Origin of the sequence: Bacteroides sp. AR20 (assembly GCF_964250605.1) — a bacterium.
GTDB classification, from domain to species: Bacteria; Bacteroidota; Bacteroidia; order Bacteroidales; family Bacteroidaceae; genus Bacteroides; species Bacteroides uniformis.
Genome location: NZ_CAXUGK010000043.1, coordinates 1 through 20,757, shown reverse-complemented (window position 1 = coordinate 20,757; position 20,757 = coordinate 1). Strand labels below are relative to the sequence as shown.

16 protein-coding genes, 1 tRNA gene and 1 pseudogene are annotated in these 20,757 nt (G+C 45.2%); 14 read left to right on the top strand and 4 right to left on the bottom strand.

Annotated features, from left to right (window positions below; genetic code table 11):
* Nucleotides 1–5 precede the first annotated feature (5 nt).
* Both ACESTD_RS17235 and ACESTD_RS17230 read right to left on the bottom strand, forming a co-directional pair.
* Nucleotides 6–3,209 (bottom strand): TonB-dependent receptor, encoded by a 3,204-nt coding sequence (locus ACESTD_RS17235; RefSeq protein ID WP_195288580.1) that lies wholly within the window; start codon nucleotides 3,207–3,209, stop codon nucleotides 6–8.
* 291 nt (nucleotides 3,210–3,500) lie between these two features.
* The gene (locus ACESTD_RS17230) at nucleotides 3,501–6,392 is read right to left on the bottom strand and encodes a triple tyrosine motif-containing protein (RefSeq protein WP_373159029.1); all 2,892 of its coding nucleotides are present in this window, start codon (nucleotides 6,390–6,392) and stop codon (nucleotides 3,501–3,503) included.
* Between the two features lie 538 nt (nucleotides 6,393–6,930).
* On the opposite strand from ACESTD_RS17230, the gene ACESTD_RS17225 reads away from it, so the two are divergent.
* The 7 genes from ACESTD_RS17225 to ACESTD_RS17195 all read left to right on the top strand — a co-directional run bounded on the left by ACESTD_RS17225 (nucleotide 6,931) and on the right by ACESTD_RS17195 (nucleotide 11,558).
* Nucleotides 6,931–7,004: transfer RNA gene (locus tag ACESTD_RS17225), tRNA-Thr, on the top strand.
* Between the two features lie 147 nt (nucleotides 7,005–7,151).
* A complete protein-coding gene (locus ACESTD_RS17220; RefSeq protein WP_098032462.1) occupies nucleotides 7,152–7,697 on the top strand; it encodes a DUF4199 domain-containing protein in 546 nt (181 codons plus the stop codon).
* Between the two features lie 54 nt (nucleotides 7,698–7,751).
* Nucleotides 7,752–8,705, top strand: coding sequence for a glycosyltransferase family 2 protein (locus ACESTD_RS17215; protein ID WP_098032461.1), 954 nt, complete (start codon nucleotides 7,752–7,754; stop codon nucleotides 8,703–8,705).
* Between the two features lie 2 nt (nucleotides 8,706–8,707).
* A complete protein-coding gene (locus tag ACESTD_RS17210; protein WP_005835917.1) occupies nucleotides 8,708–9,193 on the top strand; it encodes a DUF6452 family protein in 486 nt (161 codons plus the stop codon).
* Entirely contained in the window at nucleotides 9,162–9,929 is a 768-nt protein-coding gene (locus ACESTD_RS17205) for a DUF6048 family protein (protein ID WP_117887531.1), read from the top strand. Before ACESTD_RS17210 ends, ACESTD_RS17205 begins: the two co-directional genes overlap by 32 nt.
* Nucleotides 9,930–9,936: 7 nt before the next feature.
* Complete coding sequence (locus ACESTD_RS17200) at nucleotides 9,937–10,515, top strand: manganese efflux pump MntP family protein (RefSeq protein ID WP_005826852.1); 579 nt, start codon at nucleotides 9,937–9,939, stop codon at nucleotides 10,513–10,515.
* Nucleotides 10,516–10,541: 26 nt separating this feature from the next.
* The gene (locus tag ACESTD_RS17195; RefSeq protein ID WP_035449423.1) at nucleotides 10,542–11,558 is read left to right on the top strand and encodes an FAD:protein FMN transferase; all 1,017 of its coding nucleotides are present in this window, start codon (nucleotides 10,542–10,544) and stop codon (nucleotides 11,556–11,558) included.
* Between the two features lie 21 nt (nucleotides 11,559–11,579).
* On the opposite strand, the gene ACESTD_RS17190 is transcribed toward ACESTD_RS17195, so the two are convergent.
* Both ACESTD_RS17190 and ACESTD_RS17185 read right to left on the bottom strand, forming a co-directional pair.
* Complete coding sequence (locus ACESTD_RS17190; protein WP_005826856.1) at nucleotides 11,580–11,948, bottom strand: DMT family protein; 369 nt, start codon at nucleotides 11,946–11,948, stop codon at nucleotides 11,580–11,582.
* A gap of 21 nt (nucleotides 11,949–11,969) precedes the next feature.
* Nucleotides 11,970–12,719: an ATP-binding protein gene (locus ACESTD_RS17185; protein WP_130081035.1), complete on the bottom strand. Its 750-nt coding sequence runs from the start codon at nucleotides 12,717–12,719 to the stop codon at nucleotides 11,970–11,972.
* A 166-nt stretch (nucleotides 12,720–12,885) separates the two neighbouring features.
* On the opposite strand from ACESTD_RS17185, the gene ACESTD_RS17180 reads away from it, so the two are divergent.
* The 7 genes and pseudogenes from ACESTD_RS17180 to ACESTD_RS17150 all read left to right on the top strand — a co-directional run.
* On the top strand, nucleotides 12,886–14,316 hold the full coding sequence (locus ACESTD_RS17180; protein WP_373159028.1) for a tetratricopeptide repeat protein: 1,431 nt from the start codon (nucleotides 12,886–12,888) through the stop codon (nucleotides 14,314–14,316).
* Nucleotides 14,317–14,324: 8 nt separating this feature from the next.
* On the top strand, nucleotides 14,325–14,795 hold the full coding sequence (locus ACESTD_RS17175) for an NfeD family protein (protein ID WP_005826862.1): 471 nt from the start codon (nucleotides 14,325–14,327) through the stop codon (nucleotides 14,793–14,795).
* 48 nt (nucleotides 14,796–14,843) lie between these two features.
* A complete protein-coding gene (gene floA, locus ACESTD_RS17170; protein WP_005826863.1) occupies nucleotides 14,844–15,845 on the top strand; it encodes a flotillin-like protein FloA in 1,002 nt (333 codons plus the stop codon).
* A 93-nt stretch (nucleotides 15,846–15,938) separates the two neighbouring features.
* The gene (locus ACESTD_RS17165) at nucleotides 15,939–16,817 is read left to right on the top strand and encodes a nucleoside phosphorylase (protein ID WP_373159027.1); all 879 of its coding nucleotides are present in this window, start codon (nucleotides 15,939–15,941) and stop codon (nucleotides 16,815–16,817) included.
* Between the two features lie 281 nt (nucleotides 16,818–17,098).
* A complete protein-coding gene (gene mnmE, locus ACESTD_RS17160; RefSeq protein ID WP_373159026.1) occupies nucleotides 17,099–18,493 on the top strand; it encodes a tRNA uridine-5-carboxymethylaminomethyl(34) synthesis GTPase MnmE in 1,395 nt (464 codons plus the stop codon).
* A gap of 306 nt (nucleotides 18,494–18,799) precedes the next feature.
* On the top strand, nucleotides 18,800–20,260 hold the full coding sequence (locus ACESTD_RS17155) for a helix-turn-helix domain-containing protein (protein WP_195291975.1): 1,461 nt from the start codon (nucleotides 18,800–18,802) through the stop codon (nucleotides 20,258–20,260).
* A 108-nt stretch (nucleotides 20,261–20,368) separates the two neighbouring features.
* Nucleotides 20,369–20,680, top strand: a pseudogene (locus ACESTD_RS17150) (site-specific integrase); the annotation flags it as partial.
* Between the last annotated feature and the right edge of the window lie 77 nt (nucleotides 20,681–20,757).

Here is a 20,757-nt window from a genome sequence, read left to right as displayed (position 1 = left end):
TTAGATTAGAAAGAAACATTTACACCTACTGTATATGTGCGAGCCTGCGGATAAATACCACGGTCAACACCAAGAGAAGTTGCACCTGAAGAAATTTCAGGATCAAATCCCCAATATTTGGTCCAAGTCACAAGATTTTCAGCTTGCACATACACACGCAGACGTTCAATAGTAAGTTTGCGAGTAAGAGTCTTAGGCAATGTATATCCCAAAGTAATATTCTTAAGACGAAGATATGAACCATCACAAACATAAAGATCAGATACCATCCAGTTCGTTGCATTACCGACAGCCAGACGAGGATACTTATTAGAAGTACCTTCACCAGTCCAACGTCCCAACATCCAAGAAGGATAGTTACCAGAAGCAACATCTGTACGATAAGTGCCATCAAACACATCAGCACCAGCTACACCTTGGAAGAAAATATTAAAATCAAAGCCTTTCCAATCAGCATTAAGATTCAAACCATAAGTCCAATCCGGAGTACCATTACCAATGTTAGTACGGTCATCTGCCGAGATGCTACCATCACCATTTACATCCACAAAACGTGTATCACCAGGAACCGCATCCGGCATAATCATTTTACCATCTTTATTGACATAAGCACGAACTTCATCCATATTCTGGAAAACACCGTCAGTCTTGTAACCATAGAAATAGGGGAAAGGTTGTCCGTTAGAACCGCGTGTACCACCACCAGAGAATCCTTGAATACCATCTAAATCCATATAGCCAGTATCATTTCCCAAGTTCTTCAATTCATTTTTAAGATAAGTAGCATTTCCCTTTACAGCAAATTTAGCATCAGCAATATTCCATTTATAGCCAAGTTCAAACTCAAAGCCACTATTTTCCATATCACCTACATTACCAAGAGGTTTAGTTTCACCTACATAACTCGGGATAGGCATCGTAATAATCATACCATTGGTTTTCTTTATGTAATAGTCGGCACTGAACGTTAAAGCATTATTAAAGAATCCCAAATCAATACCTAAGTCAGTTTGCTCACTCTCTTCCCATTTCAAATCAGGATTTGCCAAACGTTGTGCTTTAGAACCATTCCATTTGATGGCATCTTTACCCAAAAGAACATTATTACCCATGGCTGTCAATGAAGTATAACCAAATTCGGCTATGTTATCATTACCATTCTTACCCCAACTAGCACGAACCTTTAAGTTAGACAACCATTCTCGCGTATCAGCCATAAATTCTTCATTTGTCACATTCCATCCCACAGATACTGAAGGGAACGTACCATATTTATTATTAATACCAAAACGACTTGAACCATCACGACGGATTGTAGCCTGAATCATATAGCGTTCATTATAGTTATAACTCAAACGAGCAAACATAGACGACATTCTATGTTCTGTATAAGGACCTCCATAAACGCCATACTGAACTGTAGCACCAGTAATATTACCATCTGCATCCTTTGTATATTCAACATTCCCTGTAGCATAATCAATAGAAGGTTTATTAGGATTCACCAGATTCCAACGGTTACCACCAAGTTGATCTCCCTTATATTTAAGGGCAGACTGTCCTAATACAACACCAAATGTATGTTTGCCGATAGTTTTGTCATAAGTTAATGTGTTTTCAATCTGCCATGTCACATTCTGTGCCTTGAATGAAGATGCATTAGTATGTGTTGCCTTATTATTAGCTGAGAGATAATACTTGCTCTTAGTTGCCCCTTCATTACCCCAAAATCCCATATCAGCACTATAATTGAAGTGATACTTCAAATTATCCCACAATTGAAGATCAATAGAAAACTTTGGAACAAACTTATGCGACCAATTCTTTGTAGGAGTCAATGTCATCATAGCCAGCGGATTATTCATTTCCTGATAAGCTCCTCCATAGCCAGGTACTGTATAAGGATCACCATTTGCATCACGAGGCAAATCAAAATCTTTATAAGTTTCAATCATCTTTTCAGCTGCATCACCAGTCAATGTAGGGGTCAAAATAGGAGACAGATAAAGAGCCGATCCCAAAATTGAACCGAATTCAGAGTTAGTACCAACACCTGTTGAATGCGTACGCATATAAGCCAAATTTACACCTAAATCCAATTTATTAAGGAAACCGCGTTCTTTAGATGCATCAATTAGATTATATTGAGTATTGGAACGAATAGTCAAACGGTCATAATTAGAATGTCCGTGATTACCACCAACAATACCATCTTGTGAATAATACCCCAAAGACAAATAATAATTTACTTTTTCCGATGCACCACTAACTGTCACATCATGATTCACTACCGGAGCATTGTCATAGAAAACAAGATCTTGCCAATCAGTGCCAAATCCTTTGATAGAATTTCCATTAGCATCAATCAAATTATAAGGATCTGCATAAATTGGAGCCTGACCACCATTCACATTGGCTTCATTCTGAAGGATAGCATAGTCTGTCGCACTAGTCACATCACGTCTCTTCCATGCACTCTGCCAGCCATAAGAAAAATTGTAATTAATTTGTGCCTTACCCATCTTACCTTTTTTGGTAGTTACTAGAATAACGCCATTAGCAGCACGCGCACCATAGATAGCACCAGAAGCAGCATCTTTCAACACTTCGATAGACTCGATATCATTAGGATTTACAAAATCAAGACCACCCCCAATAGGCATACCGTCTACAATGTAAAGGGGATCACTATTGTTAATAGTACCAATACCACGTACACGTACACGAGGAGAATCACCCGGCTGACCAGAAGCTGAAGTTACATCCACACCTGCAGCCAAACCTTTCAATGCATTATCCATACGCACCGGAGATTTGTTTTCCAAATCCTCACTACTAACTTTGGCAATAGATGCTGTTACCACACTTTTTTTCTGAACACCATACCCCACCACTACTACTTCGTCCAGCGTTTCTGAATCTTCCTGAAGAACTATTTTCAAGGAATTTTTTCCATTTACCGCTACTTCTTGTGACTTAAAACCAATATAGGTAATAGAAAGTGTTGCGTCGGCAGGAACCGACAATGTAAAATTACCGTCCAAATCAGTAATTCCACCATTGGTAGTTCCTTTAACTACCACATTTACTCCAGGCAACGGTTCATTATCCGAACCGCTTACCACTGTACCTTTTAACCTGTTATTTTGGGCATATACAGAAGCCAAGGTAAAGCTTAACAGAAATAAAACTGATAATAACTTTTTCATAAGTTTTACTAAATTAAGATTAACGTTTCTCGGTTTTGTTCTCAATCGAACAGTGCAAACATAGAGTAAAATGCAATAAAACAAATAAGAAACAATCATTCTTAAATACGTCAAATCTGAAATTCAAATACGTTATCAATACGTCATCAGCAAATAACTTACTAATAATCAATAATTAATATATACTTTTAAGTATTACGTCACAACATGTTATAGAACACAAAAGGGAGGAATATTAAATTCCTCCCTTCCATGCACTTCCTTCTTTTAAAGGAAGTTAATATCTAAAGACTACAGTTTATTGCTTAAATAATCCGTCAAACTATCCTCTCTCTCTAAAGCGAACTTCTTACGAAGACGATAACGGATTGTTTCAACTCCACGAACCGAAATGTTCAATAGAGGCGCTATTTCTTTCGTGGAAAGATTCATCTTTAGATAAGCGCACATCATGCGTTCGTTGTGGGAAAGTTCAGGATGCTTGGCATGAAGACGTTTCATAAAATTGTTATGTATCAAATCGAACTGGTCTTCAATACGCTTCAAAACCTCATCACTCTGTATATTACCGTCTATTTTATTATTAATAAGTATGAGTTGCTGTTTTCCTTCCCGAGCCCCCTCACCCTTCAGCAAGGCGGATACTTTAAGTATCTCTGACTTGATTTCAGTCAGCATTTCATTCTTACGGACAAAGTTTATCATCAGATTGGCCATTTCCTGACTCTTATGTTGCAAATCGTATTCCAATTTTTCTTTCTCCAGCTGCATAATCTGCTTTTCCTGACGGGCTTTCTCCTCTTCGTACTCCCTTTCCATATCGTGCAACTCTTTATCTTTCTCGATTACCGCCTGCTGTTTCTTCCGTTTCACACGGACATCATCCCAACGATAGACATACCATAAGGCAAGCAAAGCCAAGATGATATAACAAACGTATGCAGCAGCACTACGATACCACGGCGGAAGTATACGGAAAGCAATTGTATCCGATGATGTCGTACCGTCAGGAAAGACCGCCTTAACTTCAAACGTATATTCACCTTCCGACAGATTACTATACTCTTTGGTGCGTACCGTTGTAAAATCGGACCAGCTCCCCTTATTCAGACGATATTGAAAACGGACATCATCTCCTACCGCAAAGAAAGAAAGGGCATAGTCAAAACGAACGGAATTCATGGAATAAGCTATCACCGGAACCGGCTTCTCTCCTAAAAAGTTTGCGGTATATACCAATGAATCCTTGGGATAAGACAGATACATGTTCCTTATATATAAGGAATGGCTACGATCCTGATGCTCCCTTACGGCCGGGATACTGAACAAAGCGAAACCTCCTTCATTAGGAACCACCATCAGCGAATCTGAAAGAGGAATAATCGTTTCAAAACCGGGTACCAGTTCAATCAGCGATTGCTGGATGGGATTAATGCTTGTATTCGCCCCCCGCTTATAGGTACCCAGATTGGCAATACAGATTTCGTGAGGGCTCAAACTTATCAACTTATCGTGATACTCCAAGATACGCGAATAGGCCGTGGTGCCATTCAAAAGGTTGTTCATATCCGGACAAGGCTCCATGACATCTTTATGAGGATTATGCTTATAGATTCCCCGGGGAGTGGCAAAATACACCCGGTCTTCTATCTTCGCTATATACATATCACGTCCTACCGGAAAACCATCCTTCGCGCTATATTCCTTTATACGGACAGCTTTTGTCAAATCATTATCCAAATCCACACGGGTAACGTGGTCTGTATTATACACCCAAATCACCTTATCACTTTCCTGCTCAAAAAGACGGCAAGAATCGTTCACACCCTCAATCTTGCCAACCACCTGCCATTCTCCATTCTTTTTCCCAACCAAATAAATACCGTTATATACCCCGACATACATAAGGTCCGTACGTCCTGCCACAAGCTGGCAACACCAGACGCCGGTAATGTCCGTCACACGTTTTACGGAAGTCCCATTGATAAGGAAAATACCACGGTCGTGCAGACAGAAGAGTTCATCACCTATACGGCAAAGGTTCCAGACCTGTCCGCTGGATTGGGGCATCGGACGGATATCCGGCAAATCGCCGTTCATCTGTACCGGATAAGAGGTGTAATACAAACCCCGATTGGTACCTAAATAAAGATAGCCGCCTTCTACGGCCGCCGTATATCCCGTGCCGTAGGAATAAGGATAGGAATAGAGATTCGTAAAAGGAGAACTCAGACAGACGTAGTCAATGCCGCTATCCAGACCGGCCCAGAGGTTTCCGGTTGTATCGAAGGAGACAGAAAGCACCGTATTGTTACGCAAGCCGTTGTTCTCATTGAAATATTTCAGTTGCATGGTGCTGCAATCCACCAGTACCAATCCTTTATGAATGGTTCCCAAGGCAATCTTATCATCCTTTTTGGCCACGCAAAAGACTTCATTCTCACGCATAAACTCTTCGGCACCGGTGATAAACGGTTCCATCGTACGCCCGTCACAATAGTAAAGTCCGTTGTATGCAGTCACCACCAGAACACCTTTCTTATAAGGTATAATGCCACGAATACGCTTGGAAGCCAACGCATCGGCACCCTGAAGAGGGAAAAAAGTGTTTCCAACCAAAAGCCATACGCCTCTGTCCGTACCGATGTAAAGAATACCATTGACCATATTGGAACAGTCTATCTTGGCATTCATTTCAATGGCGGTATATTTTCCGTTCAGGAACTTCACCACGCACCCGTCCCCTTGGAAATACAAGATATTGTCAGTCTCATGAATGCCCCACACGTTTCCAAGAAAACGAACGGAACTCTCCAAAGTATCGGACATGCAATGATAGGCCAAAGAACCGTCCGTATCCGGTTCATAATAGCCGAATTCATTGATGCCCCCCACATAAATTCTTTTTTGGGTGGCAGAAGCCAGAACGGAACGCACATCGGAAGCATTGTTCAATGGAAACACATTCCAGACATTGCCATCAAATTGCACCATACCGTTCTTGTTGGCGAAATATACCCACTTGTCATCATAGGGTGCTATCTGCCAAGTCTGGGTCCCCTTACCATAAACACTTTTATCAAAATTGACGATAAAGCTATTCCAGCCGGCAATTGCTTCGACCAAAGGGGGAAAAAGAAAAAGGCAGAAAAAAAGATAAAATGACAATATGTGTTTGTTCATGCGTATAATGACTATATAGTTAGTTGCACAAAAATAATGCTTATTTTCAAGGTAGCGCACAATAGCCTATCTGTTTTTTCGTCCCCGATTATTATTTTCTTCTCAAATGGCAATCTTTTGCATAACTATACTTTAGATTCCGGTATACTAAGAAGTATTCGTCCGACGGCTGTTGAATTATCGTCCGACAGCTGTCGGACGATAATTCAACAGCCGTCGGACGATAAGGTTACATATGTCGGACGAATACTTTCTAGTAAGAGGAATATTTGTCCATCGTAATGCCGGAAAGAATCCGTACCTCCCCTCCAAAGTGTCTATATAAGAAGGCCATGAAGAGGGATAGAATAGAGAATCTAAAAAAACAAATAAAAAAACCGCCGCAAGCTATTGCAGATTCCAAAATAATGTCTACCTTTGCAACCGCAAAACGAAAACGGGTAAGTCCTATACGGCCAGCTCCCTTCGAATCCTCCAGGGCTTGATCGCAGCAAAGGTAGTTGGTTGTAGCGGCGCGATATAGCAAGCTTACCCACCCGCCTCTTTAGCTCAGTTGGCCAGAGCACGTGATTTGTAATCTCGGGGTCGTTGGTTCGAATCCGACAAGAGGCTCAGAAAAAGAAAAGGTGATACGAAATGTATCACCTTTTCTTTTTTAATTAATAATGAAAAATTAAAGAATTAAAAATTAAAATCTGCACATCGGCTTGCCCTTGAATCCAACTATATTTGTACCTTTGCACATTATTTCTAAGAAAGATGACAGAAAATAGAGGTTACATGCAACGATACGCAATGCTGTTCGGTACCTATATGGGAGGTTTTTGGATATTGAAGTTCATACTCTTTCCGGTGGGACTGTCGGTTCCTTTTTTACTTTTCCTTTTCATGGGACTCACGCTATGCGTACCTTTTATGGGATATTATTATGCACGGATGTATCGTAATCAGGTATGCGGAGGCGGCATCAGCTTCCTGCATGCATGGATATTCACCGTTTTCATGTATATGTTTGCCGCGCTGCTTGCCGCTGTGGCACACTACATCTACTTCAGGTTCATAGACCACGGATATGTGATAAACACGTGCGAAACGATGGTAGACACGCTTGCCCAAAGCAACATGCCGGAAATGGATTCGTACATCGCCACCTATCAGGAAGCTCTGGAGACAGCCCGACTGCTCAGTCCTATCGACATTACACTACAGATGATATCGTCCAATGTGTTTTGGGGTTCGATACTGGCTTTCCCCACCGCCTTGTTCGTGATGAGACGCAAGAAAGACAACGCTCCGGCAAAGTGACGGAACAGTAAAAAGAAATGTTATTTCAATTGTAAATAGAAAAATCATACATCAATGGATATTTCAGTTGTCGTACCACTATATAATGAAGAAGAATCACTCCCCGAACTGTTCGCATGGATTGAGCGGGTGATGAATGCCAACGGTTTTTCATACGAAGTGATTTTCGTGAACGACGGAAGTACCGACCGTTCCTGGCAGGTAATCGAGCAATTGCAGGCGCAAGCTCCGGACAAGATACGGGGCATTAAGTTCCGCCGCAACTACGGGAAGTCGCCGGCATTGTTCTGTGGTTTCGAACAAGCACAAGGCGACGTCGTGATAACCATGGACGCCGACCTGCAGGACAGTCCCGACGAAATACCCGAACTCTACCGCATGATTACCCAAGAAGGCTATGACCTCGTATCGGGCTGGAAGCAGAAACGTTACGACCCGTTGTCGAAGACCCTCCCCACCAAATTGTTCAATGCCACCGCTCGCAAAGTATCGGGCATCAAAAACCTGCACGACTTTAATTGCGGACTGAAGGCGTATCGCAAAGAGGTGGTCAAGAATATAGAGGTTTACGGCGAAATGCACCGCTACATCCCCTACCTGGCCAAGAATGCCGGCTTCAAGAAAATCGGCGAGAAAGTAGTACACCACCAGGCACGCAAATACGGAAAGACCAAGTTCGGGCTGAACCGTTTTGTAAACGGGTATCTGGATTTGCTTTCCCTTTGGTTCCTTTCCCGGTTCGGCATCAAGCCCATGCACTTTTTCGGATTGCTGGGTTCGCTGATGTTCATCTTCGGCTTCATAGCCGTGGTCATAGTGGGTGTCAGCAAGTTGTACTACATGCACCATGGCATGCCCTACCGCCTTGTGACGGACTCTCCCTACTTCTACCTCTCGTTGACCTCCATGATTATCGGCACACAACTATTCGTGGCAGGATTCCTCGGAGAGCTGATTTCACGTAATGCCCCGGAACGAAACAAATATCAAATAGAGAAAACCATTTAACGATGAAAAAATTAGTCAGACTTGTCATACTCGGAGCTATCCTTTGCCCGATAATAAGCATAGCTATCTCCTGCTCGGAGGAGGCAGATTGCTCCATGACGGCACGCCCCATGGTGAATTGCATTCTTTATAGAGTAGACCCCGAAACCCAATATGTGGAGAACGACACGCTCGACTCGCTCACCGTCACAGCATACGGCACCGACTCCATCATCATCAACAACCAGAAGAAGGTACACGACATCTCCCTGCCACTGCGCTATACGGAGGATTCCACCAAGCTGATATTCAAGTATAGCCGGACCAAGAGTGACACGATGGTGATACGCCACACCAACACCCCCTATTTTCTATCGATGGATTGCGGCTATCAGATGAAGCAGGCCATCACAGACGTAACGTGCACCCGCATCTCTCTGGACTCGATATACATCAAAGACAATGAAGCAGGCATCTATGGAAAGGAAAATCTTAAGTTATTCTATTAGTCTGGCACTCTGCCTGCTGATGTTCCTCCCCCTACGGGCGCAGAACGGGAATCCTACCGCTCCCCCCCAGGGAGCACCTCCCAAGAAGGAGAAGAAGGACGCGAAAGAAGAAGTGCACTATCCGTTATACAACGGCATGTCCGTCGGCTTGGACTTGTGGGGAATCGGAAGCTCCGTATTTGGAGGAGATTTCCTGAGTTCCGAAGTGGCCGTGGACGTAAACCTCAAGAACCGCTTCTTCCCTATTGCCGAACTGGGATATGGCTCCACGGACACCTGGAGTGACAAAGGCATACACTACAAAAGCAACGCCCCCTACTTCCGCATAGGAATGGACTATAACACGCTATACAAGAAGCAGCACGGACACATGCTACTCGTAGGCTTGCGTTACGGTGTAAGTAGCTTCAAGTACGATGTAGACGCCTTGGGACTGGACGACCCGATATACGGTGGCATCGTAGGCAATCCGAATCTGGACGACGAGATATGGGGAGGCAGCCTGCCCTATAACCATAAAGGAATGAAAGGCTCCATGCAATGGGCGGAATTTTGTGTCGGTATCCGGGCGCACGTCTGGAAGGCATTGTACATGGGCTGGTCACTACGCTTCAAGTTCAAATTGTCTGCCTCGGCCGATGAATACGGTGACCCGTGGTATGTGCCCGGTTTCGGGAAATATGGCTCCAACACGATGGGAGTAACCTATACGATAACTTATAAACTACCTCTTTAAGCGACTTATGACAGGGTTAGAGATTTGGCTACTGGCCGTAGGACTTGCGATGGATTGTTTCGCCGTTTCTATAGCCAGCGGAATTATATTGAAACGCGCCCGGCTGCGCCCTATGCTGGTGATGGCCATCAGCTTCGGCTTTTTCCAGGCTTTGATGCCTCTGCTGGGATGGATAGGCGCCAGTTTTTTCAGCCACCTGATAGAAAGTATTGACCATTGGATTGCATTCGGTATCCTTGCCTTCCTGGGCGGACGCATGATAATGGAATCCTTCAAGGACGAAGATTGCAAGCACGAGTATGACCCTACCAGCCTGAAGGTGGTGCTCGCTCTGGCCGTGGCAACCAGCATCGATGCATTGGCGGTAGGTGTTTCGTTTGCATTCCTCGGTATCAAGCAATTCTCGGCTATTCTTTCCCCCATCGGCATTATCGGTTTTGTATCATTCGCCTTGTCGATGGTCGGCCTGATGTTCGGCATCCGTTTCGGATGTGGCATAGCCCGCAGACTGCGCGCCGAACTTTGGGGAGGGATTATCCTCGTCATCATCGGTACCAAGATATTGGTAGAGCATCTCTTCTTTTAATTAAAAAGTAAAAACTCAGATAGGATATGGAAAAGAAAGTACAACGGAATTTTTTATGGATTGCCCTACTGGTACTGGGAACCATCTGGATACTTGCCCGCCACAACCAAGTCACTCCTTATCAGACGGATAACGGACTGATATTCGGTACGGTATATAAAGTGACTTATCAATGTGACCAAAATCTGAAGGCAGAGATAGAAGCGGAACTCAAACGTTTCGACGGTTCCTTGTCCCCTTTCAATGACACGGCGACCATTACGCGCATCAACCGCAACGAGGACATTGTGCCCGACACATTCTTTACCAACGTCTTCCGACGTAGCATGGAAATCTCCCGGGAGACCGATGGTGCCTTCGATATCACCGTTGCCCCTCTTGCCAATGCCTGGGGATTTGGGTTCAAGAAGGGTAATTTCCCCGACTCTGCCATGATAGACAGCCTGCTGGAGATGACAGGATACGAAAAAGTAAAATTGTCCGATGAAGGGAAAGTGGTGAAAACAGACCCACGTATAATGCTCTCGTGCAGCGCTGTGGCAAAAGGATATGCAGTAGATGTCATAGCCCAACTTCTGAAGAAAAAGGGTATCCGCAACTTTATGGTCGATATAGGCGGAGAAGTGGTTGTTCACGGGCAAAACCCTCAAAATGGACCTTGGCGCATCGGTTTGAACAAGCCGATAGACGACTCACTGGCAGTGAACCAGGAACTGCAAGCAGTGCTGCAAGTCACGGATTTAGGCATGGCTACATCGGGCAATTATCGCAACTACTACTATAAAGACGGAAAGAAATATGCGCATACCATCGACCCGCGTACCGGCTATCCGGTACAGCACAGCATCTTGTCAGCCACCGTCATCGCCAAAGATTGCATGAGTGCAGACGCCTATGCCACGGCATTCATGGTGATGGGGCTGGAAGAAGCAGAACGCGTGGCGGATGCACATCCGGATATCGACGCCTGTTTCATTTATACGGATGAAGAAGGAAAGCTTCAAACGTTCTTAACAAAAGGAATGGAGAAGTATATGAAATAATGTGCAAATGCGATTAACCCATCATTTATAAAATACAAAATATACCGCCAGTACCAGACATACAAAAGCGGCAAAATGATTCCAATGCAGCGTTTCCCCCTTGAAAAGAACCGTTGTGAACACCGTAAAGATAATCAAAGTGATTACTTCCTGAATCACTTTGAGTTGCATCAATGAGAACGGGCCTCCATTGCCTAAAAAGCCTATCCGATTGGCCGGAACCTGGCAAGAATACTCTGCCAAAGCTATTACCCAGGAAAACAGCACCACGGCATACAACGGCCAGTTGGAGATGACTTTTGTCTCTTGTAGCTTCAGATGCCCATACCAGGCAAACGTCATGAAAATATTAGATACAATCAATAGCAAAATGGTATAAAATGCTTTCATATATTTTTTAATAATTAATGGTTAATGTTTTATGATTGCAGGCAGCAATTCCTCCTGCACATTCGTCATACTCCCCCATAGACTATAGCGTGCCTCAGGATTCATTTCCTCCAATTGTTTCAGAATGCCTTTCATTGTACTACGGCTGGATTGTGACTCATACGGACAATTCTTCACCTGCTTACGATACCCTCTCACTTGTGCCAACTCCATCAAATCCGCCTCATGAACCAGACACATCGGACGGATAATCGTCATATCAAACTTCTTCATTACCAGCCGAGGAGGCATGGAGCTGAACGCTCCCTGATAGGTGATATTCATCAGCAAGGTCTCCAGAATATCATCCATGTGATGGCCTAACGCGATTTTATTGCATCCCTGCTCCTTGGCTACGGTAAACAATGCCTTCCGCCTATTCCAAGAGCAAAGAAAACAAGGAGACTTGCGGGTATCTGTCGTGGCATCAAACTCCGTTTCAAAGAGAACAAAAGGCACTCCCCACGACTCTACGTACTCCCTCAGATAGTCCACATCGCTTTGATAAGGTATATTCTTCATCACTACATGTACGGCGACAACGGAAAAACGGGGTTTATAGACACGGGCACGCCGTGCCAACAATTCCACCAGCGCCAAAGAGTCCTTGCCTCCCGAAAGCCCAATAAGAATCTTATCGCCGTCCTCTATCAGCCCATATTCCACCACACCTTTGCTAAACCGCTTGTCTATGCGGCGCAACATCTTTTCTTCTTCAGTAAATCGTGCCATTGATACGAATTATGAGTTATAAGTTATGAATTATAGCTCTTCCGGTTGCAAAAGTAAGGCAAAAGAACGATTTAAAGAAGAATTAACAAAATAGAATTACGGAAACCAGCTTTATTCACGATAAATTTGTATTTTTGACCTTCTGAACAAATCAGCATGTATCAATATGAATAAAAAATATATCCTTTTCTTTCTATTCGGCCTTTTGAGCATAACAATTTCCGCACAAAGCCTGGCAGAAGCCAAAGCCTTGTACGAGAAGGGAGAATACGAAGAAGCCAAGCCCACTTTCAAGAAACTCGTCAAGACACAACCTGGCAATGGAAATTACAACCTATGGTACGGTGTATGTTGCCTGGAAACCGGCGAACCCGCAGAAGCCTTGAAACACCTGGAAAGCGCCGTCAAAAGACGCGTCCCCAGCGGGCAACTCTATTTGGCCCGGGCATACAATGATTTATATCGGTTCGAAGATGCCATCGAGACTTATGAGACCTACATTTCCGACCTGAGAAAGAGAAAACGCTCCACCGAAGAGGCCGAACAATTATTGGAAAAAAGCAAATCCAACTTGCGCATGCTGAAAGGCGTGGAAGAGGTCTGCTTCATCGACAGCTTTGTGGTAGACAAGGAAAAATTCCTGAATGCATACAAAATCAGCCCCGAATCGGGCAAGCTGTTCATGTACGACACCTACTTCAATGATTCTGGTAAGGAAGGCGGAACGGTATACGAAACGGAGCTGGGCAATAAGCTATATTATAGCGAAATGCAACCGGACAGCACCCTCAGTATCCTTTCGCGCAACAAGTTGCTGGACAAATGGAGTGATGGCAGCTTGTTGCCCGGAAGCATCAACGAGGCCATGAATGCAGACTATCCCTATGTACTTACGGACGGTATCACTATCTACTATGCTTCGGATGGCCCTGGCTCGATGGGAGGATATGATATTTTCGTCACCCGTTACAATACGAATACCGACTCCTATCTGATGCCGGAAAATGTGGGCATGCCGTTCAATTCGCCCTACAACGACTATATGTACGTCATCGACGAATTCAACGACTTGGGATGGTTTGCCTCCGACCGCTACCAGCCGGAAGGCAAAGTGTGCATCTATGTATTCATTCCCAACTCATCCAAGCAAGTGTACAACTACGAAGGGATGGACCCGGACAAGATGATATCATTGGCGCAACTTCACTCTATCAAGGACACATGGACGGACACCGATGCGGTAGAGGCCGCCCAAGAAAGACTTCGGACTGCTGCCAACGCAAAGCCGCGGACCACCAAGAAGCATGATTTCCAATTCATCATTGACGACCACTCCACCTACTACCAGCTGGACGATTTCCGCTCCCCGCAGGCCAAAGCCTCGTATGGCAAATACAATCAGCTGGAGCAGAGCTACAAACAACTGCAGGAGAAACTGGAAGATATGCGTTCGGAATACTCCCGAGCCAACAAGCAGGAAAAGGACAAGATGTCCGCCGCCATCCTCGACCTGGAGCAACGTGTACGGCAATTGTCCACTGAGATGGAGCAAACTGCCATTCAAGTGCGCAACCTGGAAAAACAAGCCACCAAATAAAGACAACTATGGATATACTCATTATCGCCTCATTGATTATAGGAGCAGTAATCTTGTTCTTAGTGGAATTATTCGTAATTCCGGGCATCAGCGTTGCCGGTTTTCTGGCAGGAGGTTGCATCATCTTTGCCAACTACTATGCCTTTGCCTATATGGGCACCACGGCAGGTGTCATTACGCTTATCATATCTGCCCTGGCTTGTATCGGCTCGTTGGTATGGTTCATGCGCTCCAAGACACTCGACAAAATTGCATTGAAAAAAAACATCACCTCCAAAGTAGACCGTAGTGCCGAGGAAAAAGTCAAGGTAGGTGATATAGGCGTAACCACTACCCGCCTGGCTCTTATCGGCTATGCCGAAATCAACGGAGACATCGTGGAAGTAAAGTCATCAGACGGCTTCCTGAACGAAAAGACTCCGATTATCGTAGACCGTATTGCCGACGGAGTCCTCTTAGTGGAGCGGCTCAAGCAGTGAAATTTCAGGAATCAACCTATTTATAACTAACAATTAATATTTAATCTCATGGATCCAAGCACAATGTATTTAACCGCCTTCCTCATTATAGGAGGCATTATTTTCCTGGTACTTTTCTTCCATTATGTACCGTTCTTCTTGTGGCTGTCTGCCAAAGTATCGGGAGTAAACATCTCGCTGGTACAACTTTTCCTGATGCGTATCCGTAATGTTCCTCCTTATATCATTGTGCCCGGCATGATTGAAGCTCATAAAGCAGGATTGCAAAACATCACGCGCGACGAACTGGAAGCGCACTACCTTGCCGGAGGTCACGTAGAGCGGGTGGTACACGCACTGGTATCCGCCTCTAAAGCCAATATCGAGCTGCCGTTCCAGATGGCAACCGCCATCGACCTTGCCGGCCGTGACGTATTCGAAGCCGTACAGATGTCCGTTAACCCCAAAGTAATTGACACTCCTCCCGTGACAGCTGTTGCCAAAGACGGTATCCAGCTGATTGCCAAGGCCCGTGTAACGGTGCGCGCCAATATCCGCCAATTGGTGGGAGGTGCCGGAGAAGACACGATTCTGGCCCGTGTAGGCGAGGGTATTGTGTCTTCCATCGGTTCGTCAGAGAATCATAAGTCTGTATTGGAGAATCCGGATTCTATCTCCAAACTGGTATTGCGCAAGGGGTTGGATGCCGGAACAGCATTCGAAATTCTGTCCATTGACATTGCTGATATTGACATAGGTAAGAATATCGGTGCCGCCCTGCAGATAGACCAAGCCAATGCCGACAAGAACATTGCTCAAGCCAAGGCAGAGGAACGCCGCGCCATGGCCGTAGCCACAGAGCAGGAAATGAAGGCAAAAGCCCAGGAAGCCCGTGCCAAAGTTATCGAGGCAGAAGCGGAAGTACCCAAGGCCATGGCCGAAGCATTCCGCAACGGCAATCTGGGTATCATGGACTATTACCGGATGAAGAATATAGAAGCCGACACTTCCATGCGCGAAAACATTGCCAAACCGACGACGGGCAATACCAGCCAGCCGTTGAGTAAATAACCCGGAAAGTAACTGACGAAACGCCGGAACCGGTGAACAAGAATCGGTTCCCGGCGTTTCTATTTATAAACAAAAGATTAAAGCCTCAAGCATATGAAGAAATATTTCGCCTCTTCCGAACTGATCATCAATGAAGACGGTTCTGTATTTCATCTTCACGTAAAGCCCGAATGGCTGGCAGATAAAGTCATCTTGGTAGGCGACCCCGGACGGGTGGCACTGGTTGCCTCCCATTTCGAGAACAAGGAATGTGAAGTGGAAAGCCGCGAGTTCAAGACTATCACCGGTACTTACCAGGGGAAACGTATTACGGTGGTTTCCACCGGTATCGGATGTGACAACATCGATATCGTGATGAACGAACTGGATGCCCTGGCAAACATCGACTTCGAGACGCGCGAAGAAAAGCCCCGCCTACGTAGCCTTGAGCTGGTACGTATCGGCACCTGCGGCGGCTTGCAACCCTACACTCCGGTGGGTACATTTGTATGTTCTGAAAAGTCCATTGGTTTCGATGGGCTGCTCAACTTCTATGTCGGACGCAACTCCGTGTGCGACCTGCCCATGGAGCGTGCCTTCCTCAACCATATGGGATGGTCCGGCAACATGTGTGCCCCTGCCCCCTACGTCATTGATGCAAGCACTGAACTGATAGACCGCATCGCACAAAACGACATGGTACGTGGCGTAACGATTGCCGCCGGGGGCTTCTTCGGACCTCAAGGACGCGAGTTACGCGTGCCGCTTGCCGACCCACATCAGAATGAGAAGATTGAAAAATTTGAATACAACGGCTACCGTATTACCAACTTCGAGATGGAAAGTTCTGCCCTGGCAGGCTTGAGCCGTCTGATGGGGCACAAGGCCATGACGGTATGCATGGTCATTGCCAACCGCCTGATAAAAGAAGCTAACACAGGATACAAGAATACGATAGATACTCTTATCAAAACAGTACTCGACCGTATCTAAGTATCCTTCAAGAAATGCTCCTCCCTTTCCTTCAGCCAATCCTAGGAGTAGGGTTTAGTAATGACTTCATCACATCCTGCCTGACGTGCCCGTTGCTGGTCTGTATAGTGTAGCAATGTCCTGCTATACCCACAATGGGCACAGAGGCGGATTAGGCTTTATAAGCATCTATCCATTATCGATTTGCACAAAGTTACGATAAAAGCCCATAAGTTGAATCACCATCTCTCTTTTTTGTAAAGAAACCATTATCTTTGCTGAATAAAAATAAGCCGGATAAAATGAACCAAGATACCATTTGTGCCATAGCCACCGCCCAAGGGGGAGCCATAGGATGCATCCGTGTCTCCGGACCGGATGCCATAGAGATAACATCCCGCATATTTACCCCTGCCCGGAAGGGGAAGAAGCTGAAGGATGCCAAGCCATACACACTTACCTTCGGTCATATCCATGAAGAAGAAAACATCATAGACGAAGTACTTGTAAGCTTATTCCGTGCCCCCCACTCGTACACGGGCGAGGATAGCACGGAAATCATGTGCCACGGTTCGAGCTATATTCTTCAGAAGGTGTTGCAACTGCTCATCGGTAATGGTTGCCGCCTGGCCGCTCCCGGTGAGTACACGCAACGGGCCTTCTTGGGTGGCAAAATGGACCTAAGCCAGGCCGAAGCCGTGGCCGACCTCATCGCCTCCACCTCTGCCGCCACTCACCGCCTCGCCATGAGCCAAATGCGCGGTGGGTTCAGCAAAGAGCTGGCCTCACTACGCGACCAATTGCTGCACTTCACATCACTCATAGAACTGGAGCTGGACTTCAGCGACCACGAAGAACTGGAATTTGCCGACCGCTCCGAGCTATGTCTCCTAGCAGACGGCATAGAGCAGGTAATTTCCCGTTTAGTACAATCCTTCAGTGTAGGCAATGCCATCAAGAACGGCGTGCCCGTAGCCATCATCGGCGAAACGAACGCTGGTAAATCCACCCTGTTGAATGCACTACTAAACGAGGAACGAGCCATTGTAAGCGACATACACGGGACAACCCGCGATGTGATAGAAGACACAGTCAATCTTGGTGGGATAACTTTCCGATTTATTGATACGGCAGGCATACGCGAAACGAACGACACCATCGAGAACCTAGGAATTGAGCGAACCTTCCAGAAATTGGAGCAGGCGGAAATCGTGCTCTGGATAGTTGATGCCACGAATGCCGTCTCACGGATACCACAACTAACTACCCTGATACTTCCCCGTTGCGAAGGGAAACGGCTCATTCTCGTATTCAACAAGACCGATCTGGTGCAAGATGCCTCAACCATCCCCAACTCCAGTTTCACCGTGGCCGCTACTAATGTGCAATGTATCTCCATCTCTGCCAAAGGACGTACCAACCTCGACAAGCTTCAGCAAATGCTAATCTCTGCCGCTAACCTGCCCACGGTTACCCAAAACGATGTCATTGTCACGAATATACGCCACTACGAGGCTTTGACCCATGCCTTGGAAGCCATCCACCGGGTTCAACAAGGACTAGCAGAAAATCTATCCGGAGATTTTGTTTCACAAGATATCCGCGAATGCATTTTCCATCTAAGCGATATTGCAGGGGAAGTTACGAACGATATGGTACTTGGGAATATTTTCGAACATTTTTGCATCGGCAAATGACGGCTTCTAAACAGCCGTAAGCAACCATAGCCAATTAGAAGAAAGTCGCTGATAGCCAGCGGCTTTTCTTTTTATATGGTTTTCAGTCAAATCTGACTGGTTGCGGATTTCCAGCATTATTTTGTACCATAATTCTACCGCTGAACAATTAAGCGGACACTTCGCACTCATCATAGCGACATCTTGGACACGATGTGAGACGCTATGAGAATGAGTGGAACCGCTATAGAAGACACAGTGTGAGACGCTGTGAGAAATTGTGAGACGCATTGAGACAGAATAGGCGAAATTAAAGACGACTAAAATATGGAAATCCAAAGAAAATGCCAGTGGTGCGGCAAACCATTTATAGCACACACGATGGTAACACGCTATTGCAGCAAATCGTGCAATGAAAAAGCGTACAAAGAGAAGAAGCGGAAGCAGAGGTTACAGGAATACGAGGAACGGCAAAATGAGCAGCCCATGCAGGAAGTCGGTATCGTAGGAAGCAAGCTGTATCTCTCCCCTGCTGAAACCGCAACACTTTTAGGCATCAGTCGCGCCACCATATACCGACACATGGCTGCCGGTATCATTCGGGCGTTGCAACTTCGTGGACGTACCATTATCAGAAAATCGGATATTGAAAAAATGTTTGATGATGCACCCGACTACAAGAAGCGCAGCTATGGACGGAAACAGACCGTTCTTTATTACACCACGAATGAGATTCTGGAGAAATACCAAATTCAGAAGAAAACCCTGTATCGTCGATGCAAGTTATACAACATCCCTAAGGTTGAAGAAGGCAATCGTGTGTTCTACAATCGCACCCTTATAGATAAATACTTTGCCGACCTTGCCGAAGAAATCAATCCGGACTGTTATTATACCCCGGAGCAGGTCATGGAAAAGTACGGTATGAGCCGTAATGCCGTGGTCACCTTTGCCCTGCGGCACAATATCCCCCGTATCAACCGCCACCACGAGGTGTATTACTCCCGTGCACATATAGACGCCATCAAAGAAAAGCAGGACAAATTGAATCCCAACTATTATACCTATGCGGAAATCACCGAGAAATACGGGCTTTCCAAAATAAACATCAGCTACTATGTCAACAAATACGACATCAAACGGTTCAAGCAAGGAAGCCGGACAATGGTGCTACGTTCCGAGTTTGACAAAGTCTATATAGAGCATCGTGATGGAACATATACACCCAAGAAACGGGAAAAGAAAAGCGACCTGCCGAAAGAGACCTTTGTAATCCCTGAAGGTTATTACTCATCCGAGCAAATTGCGGCAACCTATCAGATGAACAGGAAAACCATTTGCAAGCTATGCCGTGAAAACGACATTCCTAAAATCAGTCATGGTGGGTTCAATTATTACGAGCAACTGTCAGTTGACAGATTCTTTGCCAAATACAAGGCTGCAGATAATATAAAGGAATGGATTAGTGCGGAGCAAATGGAGGAAATCTATGGTATGAGCAAAGATGCCAGATGCTCGTTTGTACATCGGCATAAAATCCCGTCCCGTGTTGTTTATGGCAAAGTCCAATATTCAAAAGACCATATCGACATCATCAAAAGCGGAGGTTTCGACCAACGGGAAATGTATTACAGCGTAACCGAAGCAATGGAAAAATATAACCTGCGCAGGGATGATGTCTACAATTATGCGAGGTATAACAAGATACGGAAGATGCATCACGGAAAGTCCATGTTCCTGTTGAAAGAGGATTTTGACAAGGTGATGGCTGAAAAATCCGGTATCTGAGAATTATTCCGCACAGACAAGAATCATTTTCAGCAATGGCAGTCATCAGCATTGTTTCATTGTATTGGTTTGCAACAAATTAATCACCAATTATAAAAACATATCATTATGCACGAATGTAAAACTGTAACATTGAGGACAAGACCTCTAAAGAAAAACATGTTGTCGTTCTATCTGGATTATTATCCCGGTTATCGCGACAAAGAAAGTATGAAAGTAATCCGTCATGAATCTTTGGGCATCTACATCTATGCCGAACCAAAGAATCAACGGGAACAGAACTTTAATGCCGTCATGTCGGAAAAAGCGGAAGCCATCCGATGCCGACGTTTTGAATCCATCGTAAATGAGCGATATGATTTCTTTGACAAGAGCAAGATGAAAGGAGATTTTCTTGCCTATTATAAGAAAACACTCCGCATGTAGCTAACACTTGAAAAGGGACCCGGAACAACATTTAAAAAGTGCCCCACCCATGGGTATGTTTAACCGAACAA